The 26324-nt window shown below is 70.8% G+C and carries 20 protein-coding genes and 1 pseudogene; 10 read left to right on the forward strand and 11 right to left on the reverse strand.

Features of this window, described 5'->3' with window-relative positions:
* Positions 1–253: 253 nt before the first annotated feature.
* From ACH4YP_RS29115 to ACH4YP_RS29125, 3 genes are all read left to right on the forward strand, one after another.
* Complete coding sequence (locus tag ACH4YP_RS29115) at positions 254–1726, forward strand: glycoside hydrolase family 76 protein (protein WP_398493490.1); 1473 nt, start codon at positions 254–256, stop codon at positions 1724–1726.
* A 214-nt stretch (positions 1727–1940) separates the two neighbouring features.
* A complete protein-coding gene (locus ACH4YP_RS29120) occupies positions 1941–4235 on the forward strand; it encodes an AbfB domain-containing protein (protein ID WP_398493816.1) in 2295 nt (764 codons plus the stop codon).
* Between the two features lie 102 nt (positions 4236–4337).
* Positions 4338–6215, forward strand: a complete 1878-nt coding sequence (locus tag ACH4YP_RS29125; RefSeq protein WP_398493492.1) for a glycoside hydrolase family 76 protein — start codon at positions 4338–4340, stop codon at positions 6213–6215.
* 34 nt (positions 6216–6249) lie between these two features.
* On the opposite strand, the gene ACH4YP_RS29130 is transcribed toward ACH4YP_RS29125, so the two are convergent.
* Positions 6250–8634 (reverse strand): phosphoketolase, encoded by a 2385-nt coding sequence (locus ACH4YP_RS29130; protein WP_398493494.1) that lies wholly within the window; start codon positions 8632–8634, stop codon positions 6250–6252.
* 50 nt (positions 8635–8684) lie between these two features.
* Between ACH4YP_RS29130 and ppk2 the strand changes: the two genes are divergently transcribed.
* The gene (ppk2, locus tag ACH4YP_RS29135; protein ID WP_361060332.1) at positions 8685–9488 is read left to right on the forward strand and encodes a polyphosphate kinase 2; all 804 of its coding nucleotides are present in this window, start codon (positions 8685–8687) and stop codon (positions 9486–9488) included.
* Positions 9489–9493: 5 nt separating this feature from the next.
* On the opposite strand, the gene ACH4YP_RS29140 is transcribed toward ppk2, so the two are convergent.
* The 4 genes from ACH4YP_RS29140 to ACH4YP_RS29155 all read right to left on the reverse strand — a co-directional run bounded on the left by ACH4YP_RS29140 (position 9494) and on the right by ACH4YP_RS29155 (position 13150).
* Positions 9494–10366, reverse strand: coding sequence for a universal stress protein (locus ACH4YP_RS29140; protein WP_398493496.1), 873 nt, complete (start codon positions 10364–10366; stop codon positions 9494–9496).
* Between the two features lie 5 nt (positions 10367–10371).
* Positions 10372–11394 carry a zinc-dependent alcohol dehydrogenase gene (locus ACH4YP_RS29145; protein WP_398493498.1) on the reverse strand — a complete coding sequence of 341 codons (1023 nt, stop codon included), beginning with the start codon at positions 11392–11394 and terminating at the stop codon, positions 10372–10374.
* A gap of 24 nt (positions 11395–11418) precedes the next feature.
* Complete coding sequence (locus ACH4YP_RS29150) at positions 11419–12327, reverse strand: universal stress protein (RefSeq protein WP_361060326.1); 909 nt, start codon at positions 12325–12327, stop codon at positions 11419–11421.
* 193 nt (positions 12328–12520) lie between these two features.
* The gene (locus ACH4YP_RS29155) at positions 12521–13150 is read right to left on the reverse strand and encodes a hypothetical protein (RefSeq protein WP_398493500.1); all 630 of its coding nucleotides are present in this window, start codon (positions 13148–13150) and stop codon (positions 12521–12523) included.
* A gap of 258 nt (positions 13151–13408) precedes the next feature.
* Here ACH4YP_RS29155 and ACH4YP_RS29160 point away from each other — a divergent pair, with 258 nt between their 5' ends.
* Complete coding sequence (locus ACH4YP_RS29160; protein WP_398493502.1) at positions 13409–15169, forward strand: SulP family inorganic anion transporter; 1761 nt, start codon at positions 13409–13411, stop codon at positions 15167–15169.
* 43 nt (positions 15170–15212) lie between these two features.
* Here ACH4YP_RS29160 and ACH4YP_RS29165 read toward each other — a convergent pair whose 3' ends face one another.
* Entirely contained in the window at positions 15213–16040 is an 828-nt protein-coding gene (locus ACH4YP_RS29165) for a universal stress protein (protein WP_398493504.1), read from the reverse strand.
* A gap of 52 nt (positions 16041–16092) precedes the next feature.
* The gene (locus ACH4YP_RS29170) at positions 16093–17001 is read right to left on the reverse strand and encodes a universal stress protein (protein WP_398493818.1); all 909 of its coding nucleotides are present in this window, start codon (positions 16999–17001) and stop codon (positions 16093–16095) included.
* A gap of 176 nt (positions 17002–17177) precedes the next feature.
* Between ACH4YP_RS29170 and ACH4YP_RS29175 the strand changes: the two genes are divergently transcribed.
* The 3 genes from ACH4YP_RS29175 to ACH4YP_RS29185 all read left to right on the forward strand — a co-directional run bounded on the left by ACH4YP_RS29175 (position 17178) and on the right by ACH4YP_RS29185 (position 19649).
* Complete coding sequence (locus ACH4YP_RS29175) at positions 17178–17642, forward strand: Crp/Fnr family transcriptional regulator (RefSeq protein ID WP_398493506.1); 465 nt, start codon at positions 17178–17180, stop codon at positions 17640–17642.
* Between the two features lie 176 nt (positions 17643–17818).
* The gene (locus ACH4YP_RS29180; protein WP_361060316.1) at positions 17819–18520 is read left to right on the forward strand and encodes a response regulator transcription factor; all 702 of its coding nucleotides are present in this window, start codon (positions 17819–17821) and stop codon (positions 18518–18520) included.
* A gap of 133 nt (positions 18521–18653) precedes the next feature.
* Complete coding sequence (locus ACH4YP_RS29185; RefSeq protein ID WP_361060314.1) at positions 18654–19649, forward strand: Acg family FMN-binding oxidoreductase; 996 nt, start codon at positions 18654–18656, stop codon at positions 19647–19649.
* On the opposite strand, the gene ACH4YP_RS29190 is transcribed toward ACH4YP_RS29185, so the two are convergent.
* Positions 19635–21368: a GAF domain-containing protein gene (locus ACH4YP_RS29190; RefSeq protein WP_361060312.1), complete on the reverse strand. Its 1734-nt coding sequence runs from the start codon at positions 21366–21368 to the stop codon at positions 19635–19637. The two genes, ACH4YP_RS29185 and ACH4YP_RS29190, sit on opposite strands and share 15 nt — an antisense overlap.
* A gap of 205 nt (positions 21369–21573) precedes the next feature.
* Positions 21574–23178: a glycosyltransferase family 39 protein gene (locus ACH4YP_RS29195; protein WP_398493509.1), complete on the reverse strand. Its 1605-nt coding sequence runs from the start codon at positions 23176–23178 to the stop codon at positions 21574–21576.
* A gap of 517 nt (positions 23179–23695) precedes the next feature.
* Between ACH4YP_RS29195 and ACH4YP_RS29200 the strand changes: the two are divergent.
* Positions 23696–23947 (forward strand): annotated as a pseudogene (locus ACH4YP_RS29200) (hypothetical protein); the annotation flags it as partial.
* Between the two features lie 135 nt (positions 23948–24082).
* On the opposite strand, the gene ACH4YP_RS29205 reads toward ACH4YP_RS29200, so the two are convergent.
* Positions 24083–24559, reverse strand: a complete 477-nt coding sequence (locus ACH4YP_RS29205; protein WP_361060308.1) for a DUF6069 family protein — start codon at positions 24557–24559, stop codon at positions 24083–24085.
* A 199-nt stretch (positions 24560–24758) separates the two neighbouring features.
* Between ACH4YP_RS29205 and ACH4YP_RS29210 the strand changes: the two genes are divergently transcribed.
* Positions 24759–25610, forward strand: coding sequence for a class I SAM-dependent methyltransferase (locus ACH4YP_RS29210; RefSeq protein WP_361060306.1), 852 nt, complete (start codon positions 24759–24761; stop codon positions 25608–25610).
* Between the two features lie 20 nt (positions 25611–25630).
* Here ACH4YP_RS29210 and ACH4YP_RS29215 read toward each other — a convergent pair whose 3' ends face one another.
* Positions 25631–26323: an ABC transporter ATP-binding protein gene (locus tag ACH4YP_RS29215; RefSeq protein WP_398493511.1), complete on the reverse strand. Its 693-nt coding sequence runs from the start codon at positions 26321–26323 to the stop codon at positions 25631–25633.
* Position 26324: the final 1 nt, after the last annotated feature.

Genomic DNA, 26324 nt, shown 5'->3' on the forward strand with positions numbered 1-26324 from the left:
CGCTCACGACGAGCTCCTCGGCCGTCTCTGACGATTCCCGTCGACCTCTGAGCATCCCGCCCCTCCCCGCCCCACGGTCAACTCCCTTGTGCGTCCGCACCGTTGACGCCGCCTCTCCCCCTCACTACCTTCCGAGAGCGCTCTCATGTTCGTTTCCCCAGCCCCGGCCTTCGCTCGCACCGGTGTCTTCCGCGAAGGAACGAGACCGGTCCCACGGCAAGGCTCAGGGGCGTTGCCCTGACAGAGAGGCCCCATGACTCTCCTTCCTGGACTCCCGATCCTCAAGCGGTCGGCGACGGCCCTCGCCCTGGCCCTGCTCGCGGGCCTCGCCCCGCAGTCGGCGTCCGCAACCGACACCGCCGCGGCGGCCACCATCTGCAACAAGTACTGCGACGCCCGCGACCCCGCCCTCTCCCCGAGCGAACGCACCCCGGTCACGGCGGCCGTCCACGGGCGGTCGATCGCCCTCCACTTCGACGACACCGACGCGATGGGCTGGGCGTCCATCGGCAACGGCAACCCGGGCGACGAGGTCTGGCTCGACCGCTCCTTCGACGGCGGGCGCACCTGGAGTTCGGGCAGCAAGCTCGGCGACACGACCGTCCCGGCAGGCCAACGCGGCTGGCGCACGCTCATGTACAACGTGGACGACTGGAACAACCGCGGTGTCGGCGCCCTGCGCGCCTGCGGCAAGGCCGGGGACCGTACCGAGATCGCGTGCACCCCGTGGGCCCGCACCACGTGGAACGCCGGCAACCGGCGCACCGCGGCGGCCACCGGGCTGATGACCTTCTACAACTACGGAACCGGCCTGTTCGACACCACCGGCTGGTGGAACTCGGCCAACGCCCTCAACGCCCTCGTCGACAACATCCGGGTGACGGGCATGAACAGTTACTCGTACGCGATCTCCCGCACGTACGACCTGAACCTGAACTCTCGCGACGGGCAGTTCCGCAACGAGTACATCGACGACACCGGCTGGTGGGGGCTCGCCTGGGTCGCCGCGTACGACCTGACGGGCGACCGCCGCTATCTGGACACCGCCCGCGCCGACGCCGACCACATGGCGGCGTACTGGGACGGCACCTGCGGCGGCGGAGTGTGGTGGAGCACGGCGAAGACGTACAAGAACGCCATCGCCAACTCCCTCTACATCCAGCTCAGCGCCGCCCTGCACAACCGCATCCCGGGTGACACGACGTACGTGAACCGGGCCCGGGCCGGCTGGTCGTGGTTCCAGGGCACCGGCATGATCAACGGCTCGAACCTGGTCAACGACGGAGTCGATCTGTCGACCTGCCGCAACAACGGCCAGGCGGTCTGGTCGTACAACCAGGGTGTCCTGCTCGGCGCTCTCACGGAGCTGAACAGGGCGACCGGCGACGGCGCACTGCTGACCCGTGCACGGCAGATCGCCGACGCCGCGACGACGACCTCCTCGCTGCACACCTCCGACGGCATCCTGCGTGATCCGTGCGAGGGTGGCGACTGCGGCGGCGACGGGCCGTCCTTCAAGGGCGCGCACGTGCGCGGTCTGGGCAAGCTCAACTCCGCGCTGCCGGACCACCCGTACACCGCCTATCTGCGACGCCAGGCGGACCGTGCCCATTCGAGCGACCGCAACGCCCTCGACCAGTACGGACTGCGCTGGTTCGGGCCGGTCGACAAGGTGGACGCGGCGCGGCAGCAGAGTGCCCTCGACCTGTTCAACGCGGCGCCATGAAGCGGGAGTTCACCGATCTCTCGACAACGTTGTCCGCACTTGGTCTGGTCAATCGGCCGGGTGAATGCTGTGGTGTTCGCGCAGCGAGTTCTCCCGTGTCGAACAAGTTCCACCGTCCTGCGGGCGGCGTTCCTCCGTGCGCCACCGAGACACTGGAGCGATCACCGTGCTGAGACCCACAGCGACCTGGCGGCGCGTCACGACCGCCGCCGCTGTGCTGGCACTCGCCGTCACCGGCCTCCTCTCCTCCGGCACGGCCCCCGCCGGCGCCACCGCGGTGGCCTGGACCCCCAAGCCCGCACCGATGACGACACCGTGGACCGACCAGGTCCCGGTCGACAACCCGCTGCCGGAGTATCCGCGACCGCAGCTCACCCGGCCCGACTGGGCCAATCTCAACGGCATTTGGGACTTCGCCGTCACATCTCGCGACGCCGGTCAGCCGTCGTCGTTCGGCGAGCAGATCCGGGTGCCGTTCGCACCGGAGTCCGCGCTCTCGGGCATCCAGCGGAAGATCACCGAGAACGACAAGCTCTGGTACAAGCGCACCTTCACGGTCCCGACCGGCTGGAGCGGCCGACGCGTCCAGCTCAACTTCGGCGCCTCCGACTGGGAGACCACGGTCTGGGTCAACGGGCAGCAGGCCGGGGCCGTTCACCGAGGAGGCTACGACTCGTTCTCGTACGACATCACGCCGCTGTTGACCACCGGCGCCACCAACACGATCGTCGTGTCCGCGTACGACGCCACGCAGACCGGCGGCCAGGCCGTCGGCAAGCAGCGCATCCAGGACGTGACCCCGCACGCCGGGCGCAGCATCTTCTACACCGCCACGTCCGGTATCTGGCAGACGGTCTGGCTGGAGCCGACCGCCGCCGCGCGCGTCACCCGGCTCGACATGGTGCCGAACCTTCAGGACAACACCCTGCGGGTGACGGTACGTGCTGCCGGGGCCGACGGCGCGAGCGCCAGGGTCGCCGTCTCCAACGGCGGCACGCAGGTCGGCACCGCCACCGGTACGGTCGGCCAGCAGTTCTCCGTACCGGTGCCGAACGCCCGCCTGTGGACGCCGGAGGACCCGTTCCTGTACGACGTCACGGCCGAGCTCTCCGACAGCGCGGGCGCCGACCGGGTCGGCTCGTACGCGGGCATGCGGTCGATCGCGGTGCAGAACGTGAACGGTGTCCAACGCCCCGTGCTCAACGGGTCGTTCGTCTTCCAGAGCGGCACCCTGGACCAGGGCTACTGGCCGGACGGCCTGCACACCGCTCCCACCGACGCGGCCCTCAGGTACGACCTGCTGAAGCACAAGGACCTGGGCTTCAACATGGTCCGCAAGCACATCAAGGTCGAGCCGCAGCGGTGGTTCTACTGGGCGGACCGCCTGGGGCTGCTGGTGTGGCAGGACATGCCGGCCATGGACAGCGGAAAGAGCCCGTCCGCCGCGGCCCGCACCCAGTGGGAGAGCGAGTACCGCGCCGTCATCGACGAGCACCGCAGCTCGCCCTCGCTGATCCTGTGGGTCAACCAGAACGAGGGCTGGGGCCAGTACGACCAGGCCCGCATCGCGGACATGGTCAAGTCGTACGACCCCTCGCGCCTCGTCGACAACATGAGCGGCGTCAACTGCTGCGGCGCCCAGGACGGCGGCAACGGCGACGTGGTCGACAACCACAACTACGTCGGTCCCGGCAACACCCCGACGGAGCAGGTACGCGCCTCCGTGCTGGGCGAATACGGCGGCCTCGGCATCCGGGTCACCGGTCACGAGTGGTATCCGGGCGGCGGGTTCAGCTACGAGGACCAGCCGAGCCTGTCCGCCCTCAACGACCGCCTGGTAGGGCTGCTCGACGGCATCCGGGAGAACTCGATGCCGGCGGGCGGCCTGTCGGCGGCCGTCTACACCCAGATCACGGACGTCGAGAACGAGGCCAACGGCCTGCTGACCTACGACCGTCAGATCCTCAAGGTCGACGAGCCCCGCGTCCGGGCGGCCAACCAGGCGCTCATCACTGCGTCCCGCACGCTCGGACCGACGGTCAAGCTGCCGGTGGAGCAGTACGTCTCGATCCGGGTCACCACGCCGGGCTACACCGACCGCTATCTGCGTCACAAGGACGGGCTCGGCTTCACCGAGGTGGTGAACGCGGGCAGCACTGCCCTGTTGAAGGAGGACGCCACCTGGAAGGTGAAGCCGGGGCTCGCCAACCGGCTCTGCTACTCCTTCGAGTCCCGCAACTATCCGGGCGAGTACCTGCGCCACCGCGAGTTCCGCGTCCGGCGCGACGCGAACGACAACTCGACGCTCTACAAGGAGGACGCGACCTGGTGCCCGGTGCAGGGCAGCGGCGGCATCCGCCTGTCGGCGTCGGGCTTCCCCCGCCAGTACCTGCGGCACATCAACGCGGAACTCTGGCTGGCCCAGCAGGGCGGCACGCACACCTGGGACAACCCGGCGAGCTTCGTCCCGGACACCACCTGGGCGATCTCGGCACCCTGGGCTCCTTGAGCACGACCGCTCCCGTACAGCAGGCGCTCTTCAAGGTGGCCGCCCTCCACGGGCGGCCACCCCTCCCTTCCGCGCACAGCCCTCACGGATTGGCGGTACGTCATGTCGGCGCGGCCCCACCCGGTCCTCGGCGGACCCCTGACCCTGTTCCTGGCGCTGCTCCTGGCCCTGACCGGCCTGGTCGCCCTCCCCGCTCCCGCCGCCCATGCCGCGACGCCGGTCTGTGCCCTGGCGTGCGACACCCTGGACCCCTCGAAGGCACGGCAGGACACCTTCCCGGTGCCGAACAGGACCATCAACGGCCGGATCGTCCGGCTGCACGTCTCCGACCCGGACAGCATGGCCTGGGCGAGCATCGACAACGGCGTGACGGGCGACGCGACCTGGCTGGACCGGTCCTGGGACCGGGGCGCCACCTGGGAAGGTCTGCTCGGCAAGGCGAGCATCCCCGGCACATGGACCGGCACCCGCACGCTGATGTACAACATCACCGACCCGGTGGGACACCGGCGCGGCTGGATCCGTGCCTGCGGTGACGCGGGCGGTGTCACCTGCACCGACTGGGCGTACCCGAAGGTGTGCGACGGCTCGTTCTGCGACGGCGCCGACCCCGCCACCGCGTCCGGCGACGACACCCCCGTGCCTCCGGCCACCCTCTTCGGGCGCACCATCAGCCTGCATGTCGACCAGCGCAACGGCATGGCCTGGGGCGTCGTCGGAGGCGGCGGCTCGGGCGACGAGATCTGGCTCGACCGCTCCTGGGACAGCGGCGCGAGCTGGCCCGAGGGCGCTTCCCTCGGCCGTACGAGCGTGCCGTCCGGGGCGGCTTCGACCCGGACGGCCATGTTCGCCACCCGGGACCCACGGGGCCTGCTGTACGGCGGGGCCGTCCGCGCCTGTGGCCGTGAGGCCTCCCACCAGGAGGGCAGCTGCACCACCTGGGCCAGACCGGCACCGACCCGGGCACGTGCGGGGGCGGACGCGCTGATGGCGTCGTACCAGACCAACGAGGGCTGGTGGCGCAGCAGTTGGTGGAACTCGGCCGTTGCCACCACCTCGATCATCGACTTCGCCGAACACACCGGACGACACGACTACGACTGGGCGATCGCCCGTGCCTTCGAGCAGAACCGGGGCATCTTCCCCGCGGGCGTGCGCAGTTCGGATCCGGTCGAGGGGCACTTCATCAGCCGTGCCATCGACGACGCCGCCTGGTGGGCCATCGCCTGGCTGGCGGCGTACGACCACACGGGCGAGCGGCGCTACCTGGACGAGGCCGTGACGATCGCCGACTACGTGCACCAGTACTGGGATCCGGGTACCTGCGGCGGCGGTGTGTGGTGGGACCGGGAGCGCTCGTACAAGAACGCCGTCACCAACGGGCAGTACCTGTGGCTGACCACCTCGCTGCACCAGCGGATCTCCGGTGACACCGTGTGGGGCTCGCGAGCGACCACGGCCGCGAACTGGTACCTGGGCAGCGGGCTGATCAACTCCTCCGGCCTGGTCAACGACGGGCTGAACGGGAGCTGCGGCAACAACGGCCAGACCGTGTGGAGTTACAACCAGGGCCTCGCCATCGGCGCCTTCACCCAGCTGTGGCGGTCCACCGGGACCAGCCGGTACCTGGACACGGCGAAGCGCCTGGCCGACGCCGCAATGGCCTCCCCGGCGCTGACCCGCGACGGCGTGCTCACCGAGTCCTGCGACGTCGGCACCGGTTCCTGCGACGACAACCAGAAACAGTTCAAGGGCATCTTCATGCGGCACTTCGCCGACCTGGCGGACGCCACCGGCTCCGCCGCCTACCGGGCCTACGTGACGAAACAGGCCGACTCGATCTGGACCACCGACCGGGACCCCCTCAACCGCCTGGGACAGCGCTGGTCCGGCACGAGTCCCAATCCGTCGGACTGGCGCACCCAGGCCAGCGCGCTGGGTGCGCTCACGGCCGCGGAAGGTCTGTCGGCCAGGCGATGAACTCCTTTGCCACGGAAGGGATGTGACGGGGAGGTCAGCCGGTCCAGGTCCAGTCGGTGACCTCGGGCAGGTCCGTACCGTGTTCGCGGATCCAGGCGTGGTGGCGGGTGCGGGTGTCCGCCATCCGCTGGCGTACGGCGGCGGCGCGGACGCCGAGGCCGGGAACGCGGTCGATGACGTCCATGACGAGGCGGTAGCGGTCCATGTCGTTGCGGACGACCATGTCGAACGGAGTCGTGGTGGTACCCATCTCCTTGTAGCCGCGCACATGGAGGTTGGCGTGGCCGGTGCGGCGGTAGGCGAGGCGGTGGATCAGCCAGGGATAGCCGTGGTAGGCGAAGATCACCGGTTTGTCGGTGGTGAACAGGCCGTCGTACTCGAAGTCGCCCATCCCGTGCGGGTGTTCCTCGCGCGGCAGCAGCCGGGCCATGTCGACGACGTTGACGACCCTGACGGCCAGCTCGGGCAGCTGGCGCCGGAGCAGATCGGAGGCGGCCAGGATCTCCAGGGTGGGAACGTCGCCCGCACAGGCGAGGACGACATCGGGTTCGCGGTCCGCGTCGGCGGAGCCCGCCCAGTCCCAGATGCCCGCTCCGCGTGCGCAGTGGGCGCGGGCCTGGTCCATGGAGAGCCAGTCGAAGCAGGGCTGCTTGCCCGCGACGATCACGTTCACGTAGTCGCGGCTGCGCAGGGCGTGATCGGCCACGGAGAGCAGGGTGTTGGCGTCCGGCGGCAGATAGACCCGTACGACCTCGGGGCTCTTGTTCAGGACGTGGTCGACGAAGCCGGGGTCCTGGTGCGAGAAGCCGTTGTGGTCCTGGCGCCAGACATGCGAGGTCAGAAGGTAGTTGAGGGAGGCGATCGGGGCCCGCCACGGCAACTCCCTCGACGTCTTCAGCCACTTGATGTGCTGGTTGACCATCGAGTCGACGATGTGCACGAACGCCTCGTAGCAGGAGAACAGGCCGTGCCGTCCGGTGAGGAGATAGCCCTCCAGCCAGCCCTGGCAGAGGTGTTCGGAGAGGATCTCCATGACCCGGCCGTGCCGGTCCAGGTGTTCGTCCACCTGGAGCAGCTGTGCCTGCCAGGCCTTGCCGCTGGCGTTGAAGACGGCGTCCAGCCGGTTGGACGCGGTCTCGTCCGGCCCGACGAGCCGGAAGTCGCGACGGGCCGAGGTGTCCCTCATGATCTGTTCGAGGAGGTCGCCGAGGACCCGGGTGGGCTCGTGCGAGGTGACGCCCGGCTTGTCGACGGGGACGGCGAAGCGGTCGAGGGAGGGGACGGGCAGGTCACGGACGAGCAGACCGCCGTTGGCGTGCGGGGTGGCACCCAGACGGCGGGTTCCCGCGGGGATGCAGGCGAGGACTTCCGCGGTGGGCCGGCCGTCGGTGTCGAATAGTTCCCCGGGACGGTACGAGCGCAGCCACGTCTCCAACTGCCGCAGGTGGTCGGGGTTCTCGCGTACGCCGGACAGCGGGACCTGGTGCGCACGCCAGGTTCCCTCGACGGGCTCCCCGTCGACCTCGCCGGGGCCTGTCCAGCCCTTCGGGGTGCGCAGCACGATCATGGGCCAGTGGACGCGCTCCGTCACGCCGTCCTCCCGTGCCGTGTTCTGCATCAGCGCGATGCGGTCGAGGGCGTGGTCGAAGGCGCCGGCCATGGCGCGGTGGATCTCGCGCGGGTCGTCGCTGGTGACGTGGATCGGCTCGTGTCCGTATCCCCGCAGCAGGGCGTCGAGTTCGTGCTCTGGAATCCGGGACAGCACGGTCGGGTTGGCGATCTTGTAGCCGTTGAGGTGCAGGATCGGCAGGACCGCGCCGTCGTGCACCGGGTCGAGGAACTTGTTGGAGTGCCAGGACGCGGCCAGTGGCCCGGTCTCCGCCTCGCCGTCACCGATCACACAGGCGACCAGCAGACCGGGGTTGTCGAAGGCGGCCCCGTACGCGTGGGCGAGGGAGTAGCCCAGCTCGCCGCCCTCGTGGATCGAGCCCGGCGTCTCGGGGGCCACGTGGCTGGGCACTCCGCCGGGGAACGAGAACTGCCGGAAGAGCCGGTCCATGCCCGCCGCGTCGCGCGAGACGTCCGGGTAGATCTCGCTGTAGCTGCCCTCCAGCCAGGAGTTCGCGAGGACGGCGGGACCGCCGTGGCCGGGACCCCAGACGCAGAGCGCGTCGAGACCGCGGGCCTTGATCACCCGGTTGAGGTGCGTGTGCACGAGGTTGAGGCCGGGCGAGGTACCCCAGTGGCCCAGCAGCCGGGGCTTGATGTGCTCGGGAGCCAGCGGCTCGGTGAGGAGCGGATTGGCCAGCAGGTAGATCTGGCCGACAGCAAGGTAGTTGGCGGCCCGCCAGTGGGCGTCCAGGGTGCGCAGTTCCTCGTCGGTCAGTACGGTGCTGTCCTGGTGTTCGACGTTGGTCATGGTGACTCCGTGGGTGTCATCGAAGGACGTCATCGAGCGGAGGAGGCGGCATGGCCGGCAAGAAGACGGCGAGGGTGCCGCGTGCGGCGTATGAGCAGGAGCTGCTGCGTCTGCAGACGGAGCTGGTGAAGCTCCAGGAGTGGGTGCGGGCGGAGGGCACCCGGCTCGTGGTGGTCTTCGAGGGGCGGGACGCGGCGGGCAAGGGCGGCACGATCAAACGGGCCTCGGAGCACCTCAACCCGCGCGTCGCGCGGACCGTGGCGCTGCCCAAGCCGACCGAGCGCGAGCGCACCCAGTGGTACTTCCAGCGGTACGTCGAGCATCTGCCCGCGGCCGGGGAGATCGTGCTGCTCGACCGCAGCTGGTACAACCGCGCCGGTGTCGAGCACGTCATGGGCTTCTGCACCAAGGAGGAGTACCAGCTCTTCCTCCGCCAATGCCCGATCTTCGAGCGAATGCTGGTGGAGGAGGGGATCCTGCTGCGCAAGTACTGGTTCTCGGTGAGCGACACGGAGCAGCAGAAGCGGTTCCGGCAGCGGCTGAAGGACCCCACGCGGCGCTGGAAGCTCTCCCCGATGGACCTGGAGTCGATCACCCGCTGGGAGGCGTACTCCCGGGCGAAGGACGAGATGCTGGTCCACACGGACATCTCGGAGGCCCCGTGGTTCGTCGTGGAGAGCGACGACAAGCGCCGGGCCCGCCTGAACATGATCGCCCATCTGCTGAGTTCCGTGCCGTACCACGAGGTGCCGCCGCCGGTGCTGGAGCTGCCGCCCCGACCGCCCTCGACCGGCTACCAGCGCCCGCCGCGCGATCTGCAGACGTACGTCCCCGATCACGCGGCGAGCCTCTGAGCCGGTCATCCCTGTTGGGGGACGACGGCGACGGGGCAGGCGGAGTGGTGCAGGACCGCGTGGGCGACACGGCCCAGCTGGAGCCCGAAATGGCCGTGGCGCCGCCGGGCCCCGACGACGAGCAGGTCTGCCTCGGCCGAGACGTCGAGGAGCACCTTGCGGGCCGGGCCCTCGACGACGCGCCGGTGCAGTTCCACCCCCGCCGGGGCGTCACGCAGCGCCGCTTCCAGGGTTTCCGTGGCCCGCTGTTCGTACAGGTGGGCGGGTTCGCCGGACATCAGAGGGTGGTCGGTCGACTCGTGCGCCGGGCAGCGCCAGGCACGTACTGCCTCCAGCGGTACCCGGCGTTCCCGCGCCTCCTCGAACGCGAACCGCACGGCGGCCGAGTTCTCGGGGTCCTCACCGACTCCGAGCACGATGCGCCGGCGCATCCTGGACGTCACCTGATGGTCGTGGCCGCCGCGCAGCACGATCACCGGGCAGTCGGCGCGGGCGGCCACGGCGAGGCTCACGCTGCCGAGCAGGAGCTCGGCGATTCCGCTGCGGCCGCGGGTGCCCAGGACCAGTGCGGAGGCGTTTCGCCCTTCCCGCAGCAGTGCGGGCACCGGCTCCTCGGGCAGCACCTCGGTGGAGATCTTCAGGTCCACCTCGCGGCGGTGCGCACGCTTGGCGGCAGCCTCGACGATGCTGTCGGCCAGTACCTGCTCCGAGGTCCTGCCCAGGTCCTGGGCCAGCGCGGCGCCCTCATAGCGCTCCCACAGCGAGGCGTACACCAGCCGCAGCGGTACGCCGCGCAGGGCGGCCTCGTCCGCCGCCCAGTCCACGGCGCTCATGCCGGGTTCTGAGCCGTCGACACCGACGACCAGGGGAAGTTCCACCGCCCTCACCTTCCTTCGCCGAGGTCGAAGACGATCCTTGCCTTGATCTCGCCGCGCAGCACCTCGTCGATGGACTCGTTGACGCTCGCGAGGGGGCGGGTCTCCTGGATCACCCTGGTCCGGCCCGCCGCGTGCAGCTGGAAGACCTCGGTCAGGTCCTGCCGGGTGCCGACGATGGAGCCGATCACGGAGATTCCGCCCAGGACGGTGTCGAAGATCGGGACCCGGATCGTGCCGTGCGCCGGCAGTGCGACCATGACGAGCTTTCCACCACGCCGGAGCCCTGAACAGGCCGCGGAGAAGGCCGCCTCGTTCACCGCGAGCGCAATGGCGGCGTGCGCACCGCCGTGCCGCCTGAGCACTTCGCCGGGGTCGTGCTCGCGGGCGTCGATCACGATGTCGGCGCCGAGTTCCGCGGCGAGTTCGAGCTTCTCGTCGGTGACGTCGATCGCCGCCACGGTCGCCCCTGCGATCTTCGCGTACTGCACCGCCAGATGGCCCAGTCCTCCGACACCGGAGATGGCGACGAGCTGGGTCGGCCTGACGTCGGCGACCTTGAGCGCCTTGTACGTGGTGACGCCCGCGCAGGTGAGCGGGGCCGCGTCGAGCGCGGAGATCCCCTGGGGCACCGGCTGCGCGAAGTCGGCCCAGGCGAGCATCTTCTCGGCGTACGCGCCATCGCATCCGTACCCGGTGTTGATCTGCTGCTCGCACAGCGTCTCCCAGCCGGACAGGCAGTGCTCGCACCGTCCGCAGGTCTTGCCGAGCCAGGGCACGGCGACCCGCTGCCCGAGAGCCAGATGGGTGACGCCGTCACCGAGAGCCTCGACGCGACCGACGCCCTCGTGGCCGGGGACGAAGGGCGGGTTCGGCTTGACGGGCCAGTCGCCGTGGGCGGCGTGGATGTCGGTGTGGCACAGCCCGGAGGCCTCGATCCGGACACGGACCTGGCCGGGGCCGGGCTCCGGATCGGGGCGCTCCTCGATGACCAGGGGCTCACCGAACGCACGTACGACCGCTGCCTTCATGGTTCTGGTTCTCCTCGGGATGCGTCAGCCGTGCGCGACGACGGCGACGGGGGCGGTGGCGTGATGCAGCACGGCGTGTGTGACCGAGCCGATGTGGGCACCGAGCGGGTTGTGGCGGACGCGGCGGCCAACGACGACCAGGGAGGCCTCGCGGGAGGCGTCGACCAGTTGGTTGGCCGGGCTGCCCGAGCGGGACTCCTCGACGACCTCCACATCCGCGTACTTCTGTCGCCACGGGCGCAATGTCTCGGTGAGCCGGGCGGTCTGCTGCCGGACGATCTCCTCGTGCAGGCCGAGGTCGGCGGACAGGCCGTAGGCGTAGTACGGCGGAAGGTTCCAGCCGTGCACGACCCTCAGGGCGGTGGCACGACGGGCCGCCTCCTCGAAGGCGAAGGCGAGCACCGAGTCGTCCGGGCTGTCGGGGTCCATGCCGAGCACGACGGGCCGGAAGGGCGTCGCGGCGGACGGGATGCCGGACGGATCCATCGCGTGCTCGTCGGCGGCCTGTTCACCGGCGCGGACCAGCACCACGGGCTGCTCGGCATGCGCCACGACGGAGAGGCCGACCGAGCCCACCATGAACCCGCCGAGCCGGCTCAGGCCGCGCGAGCCCAGGACGAGCAGCGCGGCGTCCTGGTCCGGGCGTGCCAGGACCTCGCTGGGCCGGCCGTAGACCTGCTCGGCGGTGATCTCGACCCCGGGGTGTCGCAGGCGCAGGCCCTCGGCGGCCTCACGGGGTATCTGTTCGCTCCAGTGCTGCTGGGTTGTTCCGGCATCGAGGAGCGGCTCCTGCGCCACGGGCCCGGGAGCGGGCTCCCAGACATTGACGAGCTTCAGCGCCAGTCCGCGCAGCTTCGCCTCCCGGGCCGCCCATTCGGCCGCGGCATGACTCTCGGGCGAGCCGTCGAGGCCCACGATGACGGTGCGGGGCATGGTTTCCACCTTCTGGATCGGAATCGGGGTCGGGGTCGGGGTCGGGGTCGCACGGTCCGGTTCCAGCGTCGTGTCGGATGAGTTCGTGGTGCAGGGGCCGTAGGTCCTCAGCAGGGGCCGACCGGCCCAATCGGGCCTGCGGGCGCGGCGGGCCCGTGACGGGTCCCACCGCGTCACGCCGCGTACCCCGTAGTCAGCGCAGCCAGCCGTTGGTGCGGACGAACGGCAGCTTGGCCCAGAGCTTGCCGACACCCCAGGTGTCACCGGCGGAGGCCAGGGCAAGCGCGATCAGGACGACGGCGTAGATGAGGTGGTAGTCCGCGAACGGGTTGCTGGACATGCTCGGCGACCCGTCGGAGAGGAGCTTGGCGGGCGGCCACTCGGCGACCCACATCAGCGCCATCATCGCGGTGCCCGCGACGGCCGCGAGCCGCAGCGCGAACCCGCCCACCAGGGCCAGTCCGATGCCGAACAGCGCGGCCATGAACAGCCAGTCCGCCCAAGTGGCACCGGCCCAGGAGTGGAAGGTGGACTCCATCGGCCCGGCGGCGACGCCGCTGAGGAAGCCGTCGGTCGGCGAGCCGCCGTCGATCCAGCTCTTGCCGGAGGGAGTGGCGTAGCCGAAGCCGAAGGTCTTGTCGAGGAACGCCCACAGGAAGACGAACCCGGTGAGCAGGCGCAGGCACGCGAAGGCGTGGGCCCGCGCCGTGTGCGTGTCGGTACGAGCCGACACGGCGGACTCGGAGGTGGCGGCGGTCCGGTTCCCGCGGAACGACGGCAGGTGGAACCCCGGACTCCGGTGAGGGTGCTCGTGCACGGCCATGGTGATGGTCCCTTCAGGGCTTCGGGGATTCGGGAATGGTCCGGTCGTTGTGCGACACCACTCACTCTGGTGGCGCCGGGCGGGCGTCGCCGGATGCCGAAGGTCCGCGGCGACGGGGCTGAACGGCCCTTTCCACAGGGCCGGTCGGGCTGCCGGTAGGAGGACCGCGGTGCCTGTGGGTTTCCTTCGGCCAGGTCCGCGTCTCGCGGCCGTCCGCCCCTCGGTGGATCCTGAGGGTCACGCGGCAGAAGGAGACTCATGGCAAGGAGCGCGGGCGGGCACGTTCCGGGGCGCCGTGCGACCCAGGGGCTCGGCACTGTCCTCGGGCACCTCGCCCCCGGACTCGGCACGCTCCTCGGCTACCGGCGCTCGTGGCTGAAGGGCGACCTGCTCGCCGGGGTGACCGTGGCCGCGTACCTCGTCCCGCAGGTCATGGCGTACGCGGGCGTGGCGGGCCTGCCGCCGGTCGCCGGACTGTGGGCGATCCTGCCCGCACTCGCGCTGTACACCGTGTTCGGCTCCTCACGCCTGCTGTCGGTCGGCCCCGAGTCGACGACCGCGCTGATGACGGCGACCGTGGTCGCCCCGCTGGCCGCCGGAGACCCGGACCGCTACGCCGCGCTGGCGGCCGCCCTCGCACTCACGGTGGGCCTGTTGTGCCTGCTGGCGTGGGCGGTGCGGCTGGGTTTCCTCGCGGACCTGCTCTCCCGGCCCGTCCTGATCGGCTACCTCGCGGGCGTGGCGCTGATCATGATCGTCGACCAGCTCCCCAAGCTCACCGGCGTGGACACAACGGGTTCCGCCTTCTTCGCCCAACTCTGGTCCTTCGTACGCCACCTGGCACAGGTCCATGGGGCGACGCTGCTGTTCGGCGCCGTCACTCTGGCGTTTCTCTTCGCGGTGGCGCGGTTCTTCCGGATGGTCCCCGGTCCCCTGCTGGCCGTGGTGCTCGGCACGGCGGCCGTGGCCGTGTTCGACCTCGACGACCGGTACGGCATCAAGGTGATCGGCGAGGTCCCGTCGGGGCTGCCCGGCCTCGCCGTGCCCGACCTGACCGAACTGGCGCATCTGGTCCTGCCGGCCCTCGGAGTCCTCCTCGTGGGCTACACGGACTTCATCCTCACCGCGCGTGCCTTCACCGTCGATTCCTCCGGCGACGAGGGCTCCGACCTCGACCCCAACCAGGAGTTCCTGGCCCTCGGTGCGGCCAACCTGGGTGCGAGCGCGCTGCACGGTTTCCCCGTGAGCAGCAGCGCCAGCCGGACCGCGCTCGCCGCCTCGGCGGGCGCCCGCAGCCAGGCGTACGCGCTGGTCGCCGGTGCGGCGGTCCTCGCCGTCCTGCTCTTCCTCAGCCCGCTGCTGACCCGCATGCCCTCGGCCGTACTGGGCGCGCTCGTCGTGTACGCCGCCGTCCGCATGATCGACCTGGCGGGCTTCCGCCGGCTGGCGTCCTTCCGCCACCGGGAACTGCTGCTGGCCCTCGGCTGCCTGGCCGGCGTCCTGGCCCTGGACATCCTCTACGGCGTGATCGTCGCCGTCGGCCTGTCGGTCGCGGAGCTGCTGGTCCGCGTGGCCCGTCCGCACGATGCCGTCGAGGGAGTGGTCCCCGGTGTGGCCGGCATGCACGACATCGACGACTATCCACAGGCCCGCACCATCCCCGGCCTGCTGGTCTACCGCTACGACTCGCCCCTGTTCTTCGCCAACGCCGAGGACTTCCGGCGCCGGGCCCTGGCCGCCGTCGACGAACAGGAGGACCCGGTCCGCTGGTTCGTCCTCAACACCGAGGCCAACGTCGAGGTCGACATCACCGCCCTGGACGCCGTCGACTCGTTGCGCCTCGAACTGACCAGGCGCGGCATCGTGTTCGCCCTCGCCCGCGTGAAGCAGGACCTGATGGACGAGCTGGTCGCGTACGGACTGACGAAGTCGGTCGGCGCCGGCCTGGTCTTCCCGACGCTGCCCACCGCTGTCGCGGCGTACCGGAAGTGGGGTCGTGCCCGGGGCGACACCCCGTAGGCCGACAGCCCCTACTCCCGGCGCATGACGCGGCGGAGTTCTTTCACGAGGTCGAGGGCGCGGCGCTCCCCCGCCCGACGGGAACGAGCAGCACCGGGCAGTGGGCCCGATGCATCAACGTCCGTGCCAGGGAACCGAAATGGCGGCCGTGCCCGCTCCGCTCGGGTCGGCAGGCGGTCACGACGAGGTCCGCCGTGCGTGTGGCCTCCAGCAGCGTCTGCGTCGGGGCGGCGGCAGCGTCGCGACTCCCCACCAGGACGAGAGGATGCCGCTCGCCGAACTCCGCCGGCACGCCACCGGCCGGGAGGTACGACACGGTCCACTCGCTCTGTCGGTGCGGCACGGGCACCGGAACCGGGTGCCGATCCTCCGGGGACCGGAAGATCCGCAGCGAAGCGCCACGGAGTTCCGCTTCCTGGAAGGCGAACGCCGCCGTGTCCGCGTCGTCCTCGGCGTCGAGGACGAGCAGTACCTCGTTGTGCAGGTGCGGCGGAGAGTCACCCCGCACCACCAGCAGCGGGCCGGGCGCGTGCGCGGCCAGGCGTCGGCTCACCGAGCCGAACACCGTGCCCGCGAACCCGCCGAGGCTCCGGCAGCCGACGACGGTCAGGGCGGCACCGCGTCCGCGTTCCGCCAGTACGGCCGCCGAGTGTCCCTCGGCGGGGACGGTGACGACCGGCAGGCACGGGTGGCGGTAGCCCACCCGCGTGGCGGCGGACGCCAGCACCGGGCCGGCTTCGTCGCGGTCGGGCACGGCGTACACGATCTCCAGAGTGGTGCCGCGCAGGGCTGCCTCGTCGGCGGCCAGGTCCAGTGCTCGTACGGCGACGACAGAGCCGTCCACGCCGACGATGACGTGACGTGTGGTCATGGCTGTTTCCTCCCTGGGCCGTTGGTGCCCTGAGCACCGTCACGGCGCCGCTTCAGTCGTGGGGGACGACGGCCACGGGGCAGCCGACGTGGTGCAGCACCGCATGAGTGACGGCGCCGATGTGCGTGCCGAGGTGGTTGTCCCGGATCCGGCGCCCCACGACGACGAGGGAGGCTCCGGACGACGCCCGCACCAGCGCGGTGGCGGGCCGTCCCTCGGAGACGGTCTCGACCACGTTCGTCTCTGGGAACTTCTCGTACCACGGGCGCAGGGTCGCGACCATGGCGTGTTCCTGTGCCGCGATCAGCTCCGGCCCGGTCACCGGGGCCCACGGTCCGTCGGCCGGCTGGACCTGCGGCGTGCCGAAGGCGTGGATCACGTGCAGCGTGGCGCCGCAGCGCCGTGCGGACTCGAAGGCGAACTCGATCAGCTCGTCACTGGGGCGCCGGGTGTCCAGGCCGAGGACGACATCGCGATACGGGGTCTCGGGTATCTCGTCGGGCGAGACGCCGTCCAGGGTGGTGAAGTGTTCGTCGGCGGCACTCTCGCCCGCACGTACGAGCACCAGGGGGCGGGAGGACCTGGCGACGAGCCGCTGGGACACCGAGCCGACCATGAATCCCGCGACGCCACTGAGACCACGGGACCCGAGCACCAGCAGCTCCTCGTCCTCGGCCGCCGCGAGAAGGGCGGCCACCGCGGAGTCGGCCACCAGTCGCTCGACGATCCGCAGGCCGGGGTGCGCGGCACGGATGCTGCCCGCCGCCCGGTCCAGGGTCTGTTGGGCCCAGTCGCGCTCGGTCCTGTCCGCGGGGACGGAGGGGGCGGGGCGTGGGTGCCACGTCCAGGCGTGCACGAGGTTCAGCGAGACTCCGCGACGCAGGGCCTCACGGGCCGCCCAGTGCGCGGCCGCGAGGCTCTCGGCGGATCCGTCGATTCCTGTGGTGATGTGCCGAACCATGGTGGGCACCTCCTGTGTCCGGTCCTGCCCGATCTCGTGCAGAGCCTCGTACAGGAACGCCCGCGTGCGCAGGGGCCGCACAGTCCCTTCCTGGGGCCGGGTGGCCCATGGCTCGGACCGAAACACGGGCACACGCTGGAAGCCGTAGGTCCGAACGCCCGTCCTGGAGGCCGGTCATGAACGCTCCGCCCACGTCCAGCATGCTGCGGGCACTGCCCGCCGAGCACCGGCAGCGACTGATGCACATCGCCCGGGAGGTGTCGTTCCCGCAGGGAGTCCGCCTCTTCGAGGAGGGCGGTCGCGCCGACCGGTTCTGGATCATCCGCACCGGCACGATCCGGCTCGACATGCACGTACCCGGCCGCCGGGCAGCGGTCATCGAGACCCTCGGCCACAACGAACTCGTCGGCTGGTCCTGGCTGTTCGCACCGCACTCCTGGCACCTGGGCGCCGAGACGACGAGCCCGGTCCGCGCCTACGAGTTCGACGCCACGGCCGTACGGGCGATGTGCCAGGACGACCCCGCCCTGGGCCACAGCGTCGCCCAGTGGGTGGGCGACATCCTCGCCCACCGCCTGCGCTCGGCCCGCACCCGGCTATTGGATCTCTACGCACCGTACGGCAGCGGCAGCCGCGTGTGACCGCACACCGAGCGGTCGTCTCCGGGACGGGTTTGATCCGGGGGCGACCGCGCCGGGCAGGGCGCATTGTGGGTTGGAGTGGGGCCGGTCGGCCCTAGTGCGTCCGGTCCCGGCGAGTGACGATCGTCGTCACGGACAGCCCGCAGTCCGTCAGTCGCCGGGAACGAGGGGTCGTCATGACCAAGGCACGCACCTTCACGGAGCAGGACCCGATCCGCGTCTTCCTGCTGGACGACCACGAGGTCGTACGACGCGGCCTGTCCGACCTCCTGGACTCCGAACCGGACATCTCGGTGGTCGGCGACGCCGAGAACGTCGAGCACGCACTCGTCCGAGGCCCGGCCCTCCGTCCGGACGTCGCCGTCCTGGACGTACGCCTGCCCGACGGCGACGGGATCACCGTCTGCCGCGAGCTGCGCAGCCAGATGCCGGAGCTGGCCGTCCTCATGCTGACCTCGTTCGACGACGAGGAGGCCCTGCTCGACGCGATCATGGCCGGGGCCTCGGGCTACGTGCTGAAGCAGATCAAGGGCTCCGACCTCGTCTCAGCGGTACGTACCGTCGCCTCGGGCCAGTCCATGCTCGACCCCGCGACGACCGCCCGGCTGATGGCCTCCCTGCGGGCGGACCCCGCCGGCACCCCGGCCGTGGCCCCCGAACTGGCGAGCCTGTCCCCCCGCGAACGCGACATCCTCGCCCTCATCGGAGACGGACTCACCAACCGCGAGATCGGCAAGAAGCTCTACCTCTCGGAGAAGACCGTCAAGAACCACATCTCCCGCCTGCTGGCCAAGCTGGGCGTCCAGCGCCGGGTACAGGCCGCGGTCCTCGCCTCCCATCTCGAACAGCCCGAATCCGGCGAGCGTCCCGCGAGGTGAACCGCATCCGGGCCGTCCGGCACGGCACAGGGCCGTACGGCCCCTGCTGCCGCGACACCCGGTGACCGCACGCTGGGAGCGGTCACCGATGAGCCCGGCCTGTCACTCGGCCCAGGGCGGGGAGGAGCTTGTGATGAGGTCCGCGACACTCGACGCCCCAACCCTGGAGAAGCTCATCTCCGCAGCCGTGGCCGCCCCCTCGATCCACAACACCCAGCCCTGGCGCTTCCGCCTCGACCCGGACACCGTCACCCTGGAGATCCGCGCCACCCCGGACCGCGGCCTGCGCCACATCGACCCGACCGGGCGTGCCCTGCACCTCTCCGTCGGGTGCGCGCTCCTCAACCTGCGGGTGGCGGTCGCGCACTTCGGCTGGGAACCGGTGTCCCGCCTGCTGCCCCGGCCCGACGAGCCGGACCTGCTCGCCGCCGTACGCCTGGGCGGCAGCGCCAGAACTGTCTCTTCCCCGCACCTGTACGACGCGGTGTGGCGCCGGCACAGCAGCCGCTTCCCCTTCTCCGAGCGGCCGTTGCCCGCTGCCGTCCTCACCGAACTCGCCGAGGCCGCTCACAGTGAAGGCGCGCTGCTGAGCCGTCCCGCGCCGCGCGAGACCGACCGCCTGCTGGAGCTGACGGCGGAAGCGGAGCGACGCAACACGGCCGATGCCGACCGGGCTGCGGAGAGTCGCCTATGGGTGCGCGATCCGAACCGGACGGACCTCGGAGTACCGCCGGAGGCACTGGGCGCGCGGGATTCCGGGGAACTGGTCCCTATGCGGGACTTCGGCGCACACCGACACCCGGCCGTGCCGGCCGCCCGCTCTTTCGAGAAGCGGCCGTCGATCGCCGTACTGTCCACCGCGCACGACCGCCGGACCGACTGGCTGCGCGCCGGTCAGGCGCTGGAACGCGTACTGCTGACGGCTACCGCTCGTGGCCTACGGGCATCGCTGCTGCACCAAGCACTGGAGTGGCCGGATCTGCGTGAACAGCTCGTGCCTTGGCCGAGCGACCGGCGCGATCACCCGCAGATGGTGATCCGTCTGGGGTACGGCCCGCAGGGGCCCTCTTCGCCCCGTCGCGGAGCGTCCCGGACACTGATCGAAGGAGCGCCGTCAGTCCCGCGCTGACACTGTCGGGACACGCCACACCAGGCGCGTACCGCCGCCCTGCGGCCGTTCGCCGAGTGTGAGCGTTCCGCCGAGCGCGCGGGCCCGGTCCTCCAGGTTCCTCAGTCCGCTGTGCGCCACACCGTCGGGCACTCCGCACCCGTCGTCCGTCACCGTCAGCGCCAACTCGCCCCTGGCGCACTGCAGATGGACGTCCACGGAGCGCGCCCCCGAGTGCCGGACCGCGTTGCTGAGCGCCTCGCCGAGGACCGCGAGGGCGTGGTCGGCCACCTCGCCGGGGACGTCCGTGTCGACGAGACCCTCCACCCGCAGCGCGGGAGCGAAGCCGAACGAGGTGGCGGAGACCTTCACCGCCTCGGACACCCGGCCGCGAAGACCCCCGCCCTCCTTGGCCCCGCCACCATGGGCGCGCAGACCGAAGATGGTCGACCGAATGATCTTGATGGTGTCGTCGAGATCGTCGACAGCCCGCGACAGCCGCTCCACGGCCTCGGGATGGTCCACGAAGCGCTGTGCGCTCTGCAGGGTCATGCCGGCCGCGAAGAGGCGCTGGATCGCCAGGTCGTGCAGGTCGCGCGCGATCCGGTCCCGGTCCTGCAGCAGCGCGAGCTGTTCCGCGTCCCGGCGGCGCTCGTCGAGCTCCAACGCCAGCGCAGCCTGTCCCGCGAAGCCGAGCAGAGGCCCGCTGTCGGCGTCGGAGAAGGGCGTACGGCCCGCCAGACGACCCAGAAGAAGCACCCCGCGGGCCTTCCCGCCGGCGCCGAGCGGCACCACGACCACGGGGCCGAGTCCGGCCCACTGCGACTCGCCCTCGCCGGTGCGCGCATCACGCTCGATATCGGCACTGACCACCGGCTCCGCCGTGGTGAGTGCGGCCGCGACAAATCCGTCCTGCGCGGAGACGACCAGCCCGCTGCGCCGCTCCGCGTCCGCCCCGACCGCGAGCACCGGCCGCAGTTCCGCCGCTCCGGTCACATGCTCCGCGATCATCCCCACGTCCGCCGAGGCGATCTCCCTGGCCTGTTCGACGATCAGCTCCAGCACCTCGGCGCCGGACGTTCCCGACAGCAGCGCGCTCGTGACCTCCCCACTCGCCCGCATCCAGCGCTCGCTCAGCCGCGTCTCCTCGTACAGCCGCGCGTTCTCGATCGCCACCCCGGCCGCCACGGCGAGTGTGGAGAGCACGGACTCGTCCTCGGCGTCGAACTCCGCCGCGCCCCGCTTCTCGGTGAGGTAGATGTTCCCGAACACCTTCTCGCGCACGCGGATCGGCACACCCAGGAACGAATGCATCGGCGGATGGTGGTCCGGGAACCCGTACGAGGCCGGGTGCTCAGAGAGCTCCGGCAGTCGCAGCGGCTCCGGGTGCCGGATCAGCTCGCCGAGAATGCCGTGGCCGCTGGGCAGTTCACCGATCTCCTCGCGCCGTTCCTCGCCGATGCCCACGGTCAGGAACTCCGACAGCCGGCTGTCGTCGCCGATCACGCCCAGCGCTCCGTACTCGGCGTCCACCAGCACCACGGCGGCCTCGACGATGCGCCGCAGCACCTGAGGCAGATCGAGCTCCCGTCCGACCGACAGAACGGCCTCCAACAGGCTGTGCACCCGGTCCTGCGTCCCGCGGGCCGCGTCGATGCGCGCCTGGAGCTCGTCGAGCAGCTCGTCCAGCCGCAACTTGGGCAGCTGCTGCCCGGAACTCCCGTGCTCTTCCCCGCTCATCGCTTCCTCCGACACACGCAGCCAGGGTGCCGTTCATCCGGTAGGCCTCATGCTCACCGTAGTGGCAGTCGGGCCAGGTCGAGGGTCTTGCCTTTGTCGGATGTGGCCCAGCACCGAGCCACCGTGCACCGACTGTGTCGTGCCACGGCGGGCGACGGCGCCCGCGCCTGTCCCCGGAATGCGGAACACAGCTGGAGCGGGGTGGTCATGGGCCGCGCTCCAGCAGCAGCAGTCGGACGTTCGCGAAGTCCGCGGTGCGTACCGTACGGAACTCCTCCCGCAGCAACCGCGACTTGTGTTGCCCCATGCCGGAGAACGGGTCCTTGCTCCGGCCGGCGGCGACGAGCCAGATCCGCTCGTATCCGGCGGCACAGCGGTGGGGGTCCGGACATTCCCCGGCTTCGTAGTCGGCGCGCTGCTGCGGGGGGTCGTGCAGAAAGACGTCCCGGGGGCTGGGACCTTCGCGAAGTTCGAAGTCCAGGGCTCGGCGTGCCTTGAGACGGTGGGTGTAGGCGATGCCGTCGCCGGGACGCTGGTCGGCAAGAACCCTGAGGGCGACGGAGTGATAGTCCGGCTCGCGGGGAGTATTGCGTGTGACGGTGTTCCGGTCGAACGGGGCGAACGCGGCGATGACGGCGACGAGCACGGCGGCGACGCGACGGACCACCCGGGGCCTGGCGGTGAGCCGGTGGACGCCGATGGTCGCCAGCAGGATCCAGGCCGGGACGGTGAACAGCAGATAGCGGTCGAGGAAGAGATGCAGCCAGCGGGCCGTTGCCACGGTGAGCAGGAACGGCGCCAGGGCCCACAGCGCGAGCGGCGTGAGACGGGTCCGCAGGCCGGGATCGAGGCCAAGATCGAGGACGGGGCCTGAATCGGGGCTGGAATCGGGACCACGATCAGGGCCGCGATCGGGTTCACTGCCCCGCCGGCGGCGAAACGCCGCGACCAGCGTCACGGCCGCGCCGCCGAGCACGACGGCGGTGGCCACCGGGGACCGGAAGAGCATGTAGGGCATGGCGGCGATGTCGTTCCAGGCCGGTGTGTTCCAGGCGATCTGCTGAGCCTGGCTGCGGGCGAGGACGACCAACGGCACGACCGGTGCCAGCCCTCCGCCCGCCGCGATCAACCACGCGCCCAGGACGTGTCGATCGCTCCGGCGCCGAGCGTCCAGCACGGCGGCGAGGTGGGCGACGAGCACGGTGAGGGCCACCAGGTGCGACCAGCCCATGAACGGGACGGTAAGGGCGTACAGCACCCACCGTCGTGGCACCGGGCGCTCCAGCGCGCGCAGCAGTGTGAGGAAGCCCAACAGGGCCGCCGTCATGGCGAAGGCGTACGGCCGCGCCTCCTGTCCGTGCCGTGCGACAGTCGGGACGAGCGCGAAGAGCAGGCCTGCGACGAGCCCGCCCTGTGTACTGCCGACCGCCCGACGTCCGAGGAGGCCCACCAGGCCACCCGCCACGGCCATGGCCAGGACGGAGGGCAGTCGCAGGGCGGTGAGGGAGTCGCCGAAGAGCGAGACCCACAGATGCATGAACACGTAGTACGGCGCGATGGCCAGGTCGACGTTCCGGGTGAGTTCGTGCAGGTCCTCGAACGACAGCGATGCCGCCCACCAGGTGGCGTGCTCGTCCCGCCAGGCGCTTCGCCGGCCGATCCCCCACAGACAGCTGAGCAGGGTCGCTGACGCGGGTAAGAGGAAGACCGGACCAGGTGCCTGGAGGACGCGGCGCGGTCGGGAACGACCGGCCGACGACGTGCTCCGGTCATCGTCCTCCGCGCCGACGACCGGTTGCGTGGTGGTCACAAGTCCCCCGCCCCGGAGCCCACTTCGACATCACCGCTACGACATCACCGCTACGACAATTGATCAGACCCTAACGCGGGCACTGCGAGCCTGCGCACCCCGGTTCTCGTGATCACGGGCCGGAACGGTCACGCGGCTGCGCACGTGGCCCAAATGCCTACGATTGACCGAAACTGCCATCGCTTCGCACGCGGCGCTGCTCGCTCAGCGACATACGACGCATCCTGAATCCGCCACTGCCGCCACGCCGCTCCGCTCCGTTCCGGGGAGGCGTCCGGCTCAGCCGGCCACGCTCATCGGGCCGTCGATTCCGCGTTGCCGTGCGCGAACGCGGGAAGCAGTCCTTCGTGGAGACGCCTTCACGCAGACATCACCGGACGCACACTTCCGGCCGAGCCTCGCTCCGTGTGTGTCCGTTGGAGAAGACGGAGCGTTCACGGTTTGCCGAGCCTCCCGGGTCATGCGATCAACACAGACGAGACGCATCGGTCTCGCCGGCATCCTCGCTCTTGTCCTCTGCAGCCTGGCCACGGCGGCCGGCGGCGTGCCGTGCTCCGGTACCGGACCCGCCAGCCTCGGCACCAACTACGGCGCCACCATCCCGCCCGGTCAGAGCCGGACCGTAACCCTCACCCTCCAGGTCGCCGCCGACTCCGGCCGCAACGGGAACATCGGCTTCTACTCGTACTTCTACGCCGAGTTCAGCGACAGCACGAGCACCAGCGGCGGTCCGGTCTACCCGCCCGGGACCCGCGTCCTCTGCGCCTGACCGCGTAGCCGGCGCCACCTCGGGGTGAGCCCACCCGGGGCTGAGCCATGGCACACCGCCGGCACCACACGACGTCAATGGCGGCCGGCCCACATGGGCCGGCCGCCACAGGTGCTCCACGTCTCGCGATGCGGGTCACGGGCGCCCGTGGGAGAGCCTGCGCGCCACCACGGGAATGATCACGGCGGCGGCGACCAGATGGGACACCGCCAGGACGACCTGAGTGGAGGTCGCGGTGTGCGGGGCCACCGCCGGACCGGCCATGGACAGCGCGGTGAGCACGACGGTGGTCACCACGAAGGTGCGGGCGGGCCGCTTCGCCCAGCGGGCCAGGGCCACCGCGAGGACGATGCCGACGACCGACCAGAACAGCACCCCTCCGAAGAAGCCGCCCACCGGGATCTCCGCCGCTTCCGTGGCGCCGGGGCTGGCCGCCTCCATCGGCACTCCGACGCCTCGGGCGACGAGCCCGAACGCCTCGGTCACGACGGCACCTGCGAGCGTGGCGAGTACGCCGACCAGCCACACGGGGCGTGCGTCGAGCAGCCGTGCGGACCGGGCGGAGGAGCGGGACGAGGTGGTGGAACGGGTCTGGGACGTGGTTGCGCTCATGGCACTGACTCCTGCTTCGTTGTGGGGTGTTGATGTCTTTCGCAGGGGTAGACCGGGGGCCGCTCCACAACTCATCGGTCACCGGGCAACTTCTTTCGCGGTACGTGCGAAGGGACTTCAAGAGGGGACCAGGAGAGGGGGCTTGGCGAGATCCACCGAGATCCTTCGGCGGGAACGGATTTCGCGATTGGATGGCTCCATGACTGAGGCTGCCGAGCGGTTCGATCCCGTGGTCCGGGAGATGATGCAGGCCAACCGGGCGAACTGGGACGCGCGAACTCCCGTACACCTGGCCAGCCGTTTCTACGCTGTGGAGGAACAACCCGATCCGTTCCGCTGGTTCGCCCCCTTCGAATGGGAGGACCTCGGCGAGTTGGCCGGGCGGGAGGTGGCGCATCTGCAGTGTCATCTGGGCACGGAGACCCTCGCGTTCGCCAGGCGTGGAGCGCGCACGGTCGGCCTCGACATCTCCGGGGCGTCGGTGGCGGCGGCCCGGGACCTCGCGGCGAAGGCGGACTGCGCCGTCGACTACGTCCGCGCCAATGTGTACGACGCGGTGGACGCGCTCGGCCGACGACGCTTCGACGTCGTCTACACCGGCAAGGGGGCACTGTGCTACCTGCCGGATCTGGACCGCTGGGCGGAGGTGGTCGCCCGTCTCCTCAAGCCGGGTGGACGGCTGTACCTCGTCGAGTTCCACCCCCTGCTCAACGCCCTCGGCCCCAAACCCGCCCCGGACGAGGGCCCGGACCTACTGCTGCGGCACGACTATCTCCAGGGGCGCGGCGCCATCCGCGGAAACTCCACCCACACGTACACCGACGGCCCGGCGGTCGACGGCGCGACGGAGAGCTTCGAGTGGAGGCACGGCCTGGACGAGGTGATCAACGCCCTGGCCGGAGCCGGCCTGCGCATCGTCCGCCTCCGCGAGAGCGAGGAACTCCCCTGGCCGCGCTTCCCGCAGATGATCCGCACCCCGTCCGGCTGGTGGCGCCTGCCCGACAGCGCGCCGCGCATCCCGCTCCTCTACGGGCTGCTCGCCTCCCTCTAGGCCTGCCGGGGTCCGCCGGCTCAGATCGGCATGAGCTTGCCGCGCTTGAGGCGGACCACCTCGTCGGAGGCGGCCGCGACGGCACGCGCGTGGGTCACCAGGATCACGCACTTGCCGTCGTCGTGCGCCAGCTTCCGGAACACCTCGATGATCCCGTCGGCCGTGTCCTGATCGAGACTGCCGGTGGGCTCGTCGGCGAAGAGGATGTCGACCTCGCAGGCAAGAGCCCGGGCGATGGCCACGCGCTGCTGCTGGCCGCCGGAAAGCTCCAGGGCCTTGCGGTGCTGATCGGCCTCGTCCACGCCGAGCAGACCCAGGAGTTCGACCGCGCGCTGCTTCTTCCTGACGCCCTTCACCCCGGTGATCTCCATCGCGGAGGTGACGTTCTGGACGGCCGTCATGTAGGTGAGCAGGTTCAACGACTGGAAGACCGTGGCCACGTGGCGGTTGCGGTACCGGCCGAGGCCTATCTCCGAGACGTCCCGGCCCCGGAAGCGGACGCTGCCCCTTGTCGGTGAGTCGAGTCCGCCGGCGAGGGAGAGGAGAGTGGTCTTGCCGCTGCCGGACGGACCGACGACGGCGTACATCCGGCCCTCCTCGAAGGAGTAGTCGACGTCCTTGAGGACGGTGCGGCGGCTGGTGCCGGACTGGTAGGCGCGGCTCAGTCCGGAGAGCTGCAGGATCGGCGTGGTCGTATCGGCCGGGGTGGTCACG

This window comes from Streptomyces sp. NPDC020747, assembly GCF_044334695.1.
Lineage (GTDB): Bacteria > Actinomycetota > Actinomycetes > Streptomycetales > Streptomycetaceae > Streptomyces.

Bases quoted from the DNA above. Each gene is read 5' to 3' on its own strand.
- ACH4YP_RS29115 (WP_398493490.1), top strand. From the start codon at position 254: ATGACTCTCCTTCCTGGACTCCCGATCCTCAAGCGGTCGGCGACGGCC.
- ACH4YP_RS29125 (WP_398493492.1), top strand. From the start codon at position 4,338: ATGTCGGCGCGGCCCCACCCGGTCCTCGGCGGACCCCTGACCCTGTTC.
- ACH4YP_RS29130 (WP_398493494.1), bottom strand. From the start codon at position 8,634: ATGACCAACGTCGAACACCAGGACAGCACCGTACTGACCGACGAGGAA.
- ppk2 (WP_361060332.1), top strand. From the start codon at position 8,685: ATGGCCGGCAAGAAGACGGCGAGGGTGCCGCGTGCGGCGTATGAGCAG.
- ACH4YP_RS29145 (WP_398493498.1), bottom strand. From the start codon at position 11,394: ATGAAGGCAGCGGTCGTACGTGCGTTCGGTGAGCCCCTGGTCATCGAG.
- ACH4YP_RS29150 (WP_361060326.1), bottom strand. From the start codon at position 12,327: ATGCCCCGCACCGTCATCGTGGGCCTCGACGGCTCGCCCGAGAGTCAT.
- ACH4YP_RS29155 (WP_398493500.1), bottom strand. From the start codon at position 13,150: ATGGCCGTGCACGAGCACCCTCACCGGAGTCCGGGGTTCCACCTGCCG.
- ACH4YP_RS29160 (WP_398493502.1), top strand. From the start codon at position 13,409: ATGGCAAGGAGCGCGGGCGGGCACGTTCCGGGGCGCCGTGCGACCCAG.
- ACH4YP_RS29165 (WP_398493504.1), bottom strand. From the start codon at position 16,040: ATGACCACACGTCACGTCATCGTCGGCGTGGACGGCTCTGTCGTCGCC.
- ACH4YP_RS29170 (WP_398493818.1), bottom strand. From the start codon at position 17,001: ATGGTTCGGCACATCACCACAGGAATCGACGGATCCGCCGAGAGCCTC.
- ACH4YP_RS29175 (WP_398493506.1), top strand. From the start codon at position 17,178: ATGAACGCTCCGCCCACGTCCAGCATGCTGCGGGCACTGCCCGCCGAG.
- ACH4YP_RS29180 (WP_361060316.1), top strand. From the start codon at position 17,819: ATGACCAAGGCACGCACCTTCACGGAGCAGGACCCGATCCGCGTCTTC.
- ACH4YP_RS29185 (WP_361060314.1), top strand. From the start codon at position 18,654: ATGAGGTCCGCGACACTCGACGCCCCAACCCTGGAGAAGCTCATCTCC.
- ACH4YP_RS29190 (WP_361060312.1), bottom strand. From the start codon at position 21,368: ATGAGCGGGGAAGAGCACGGGAGTTCCGGGCAGCAGCTGCCCAAGTTG.
- ACH4YP_RS29205 (WP_361060308.1), bottom strand. From the start codon at position 24,559: ATGAGCGCAACCACGTCCCAGACCCGTTCCACCACCTCGTCCCGCTCC.
- ACH4YP_RS29210 (WP_361060306.1), top strand. From the start codon at position 24,759: ATGACTGAGGCTGCCGAGCGGTTCGATCCCGTGGTCCGGGAGATGATG.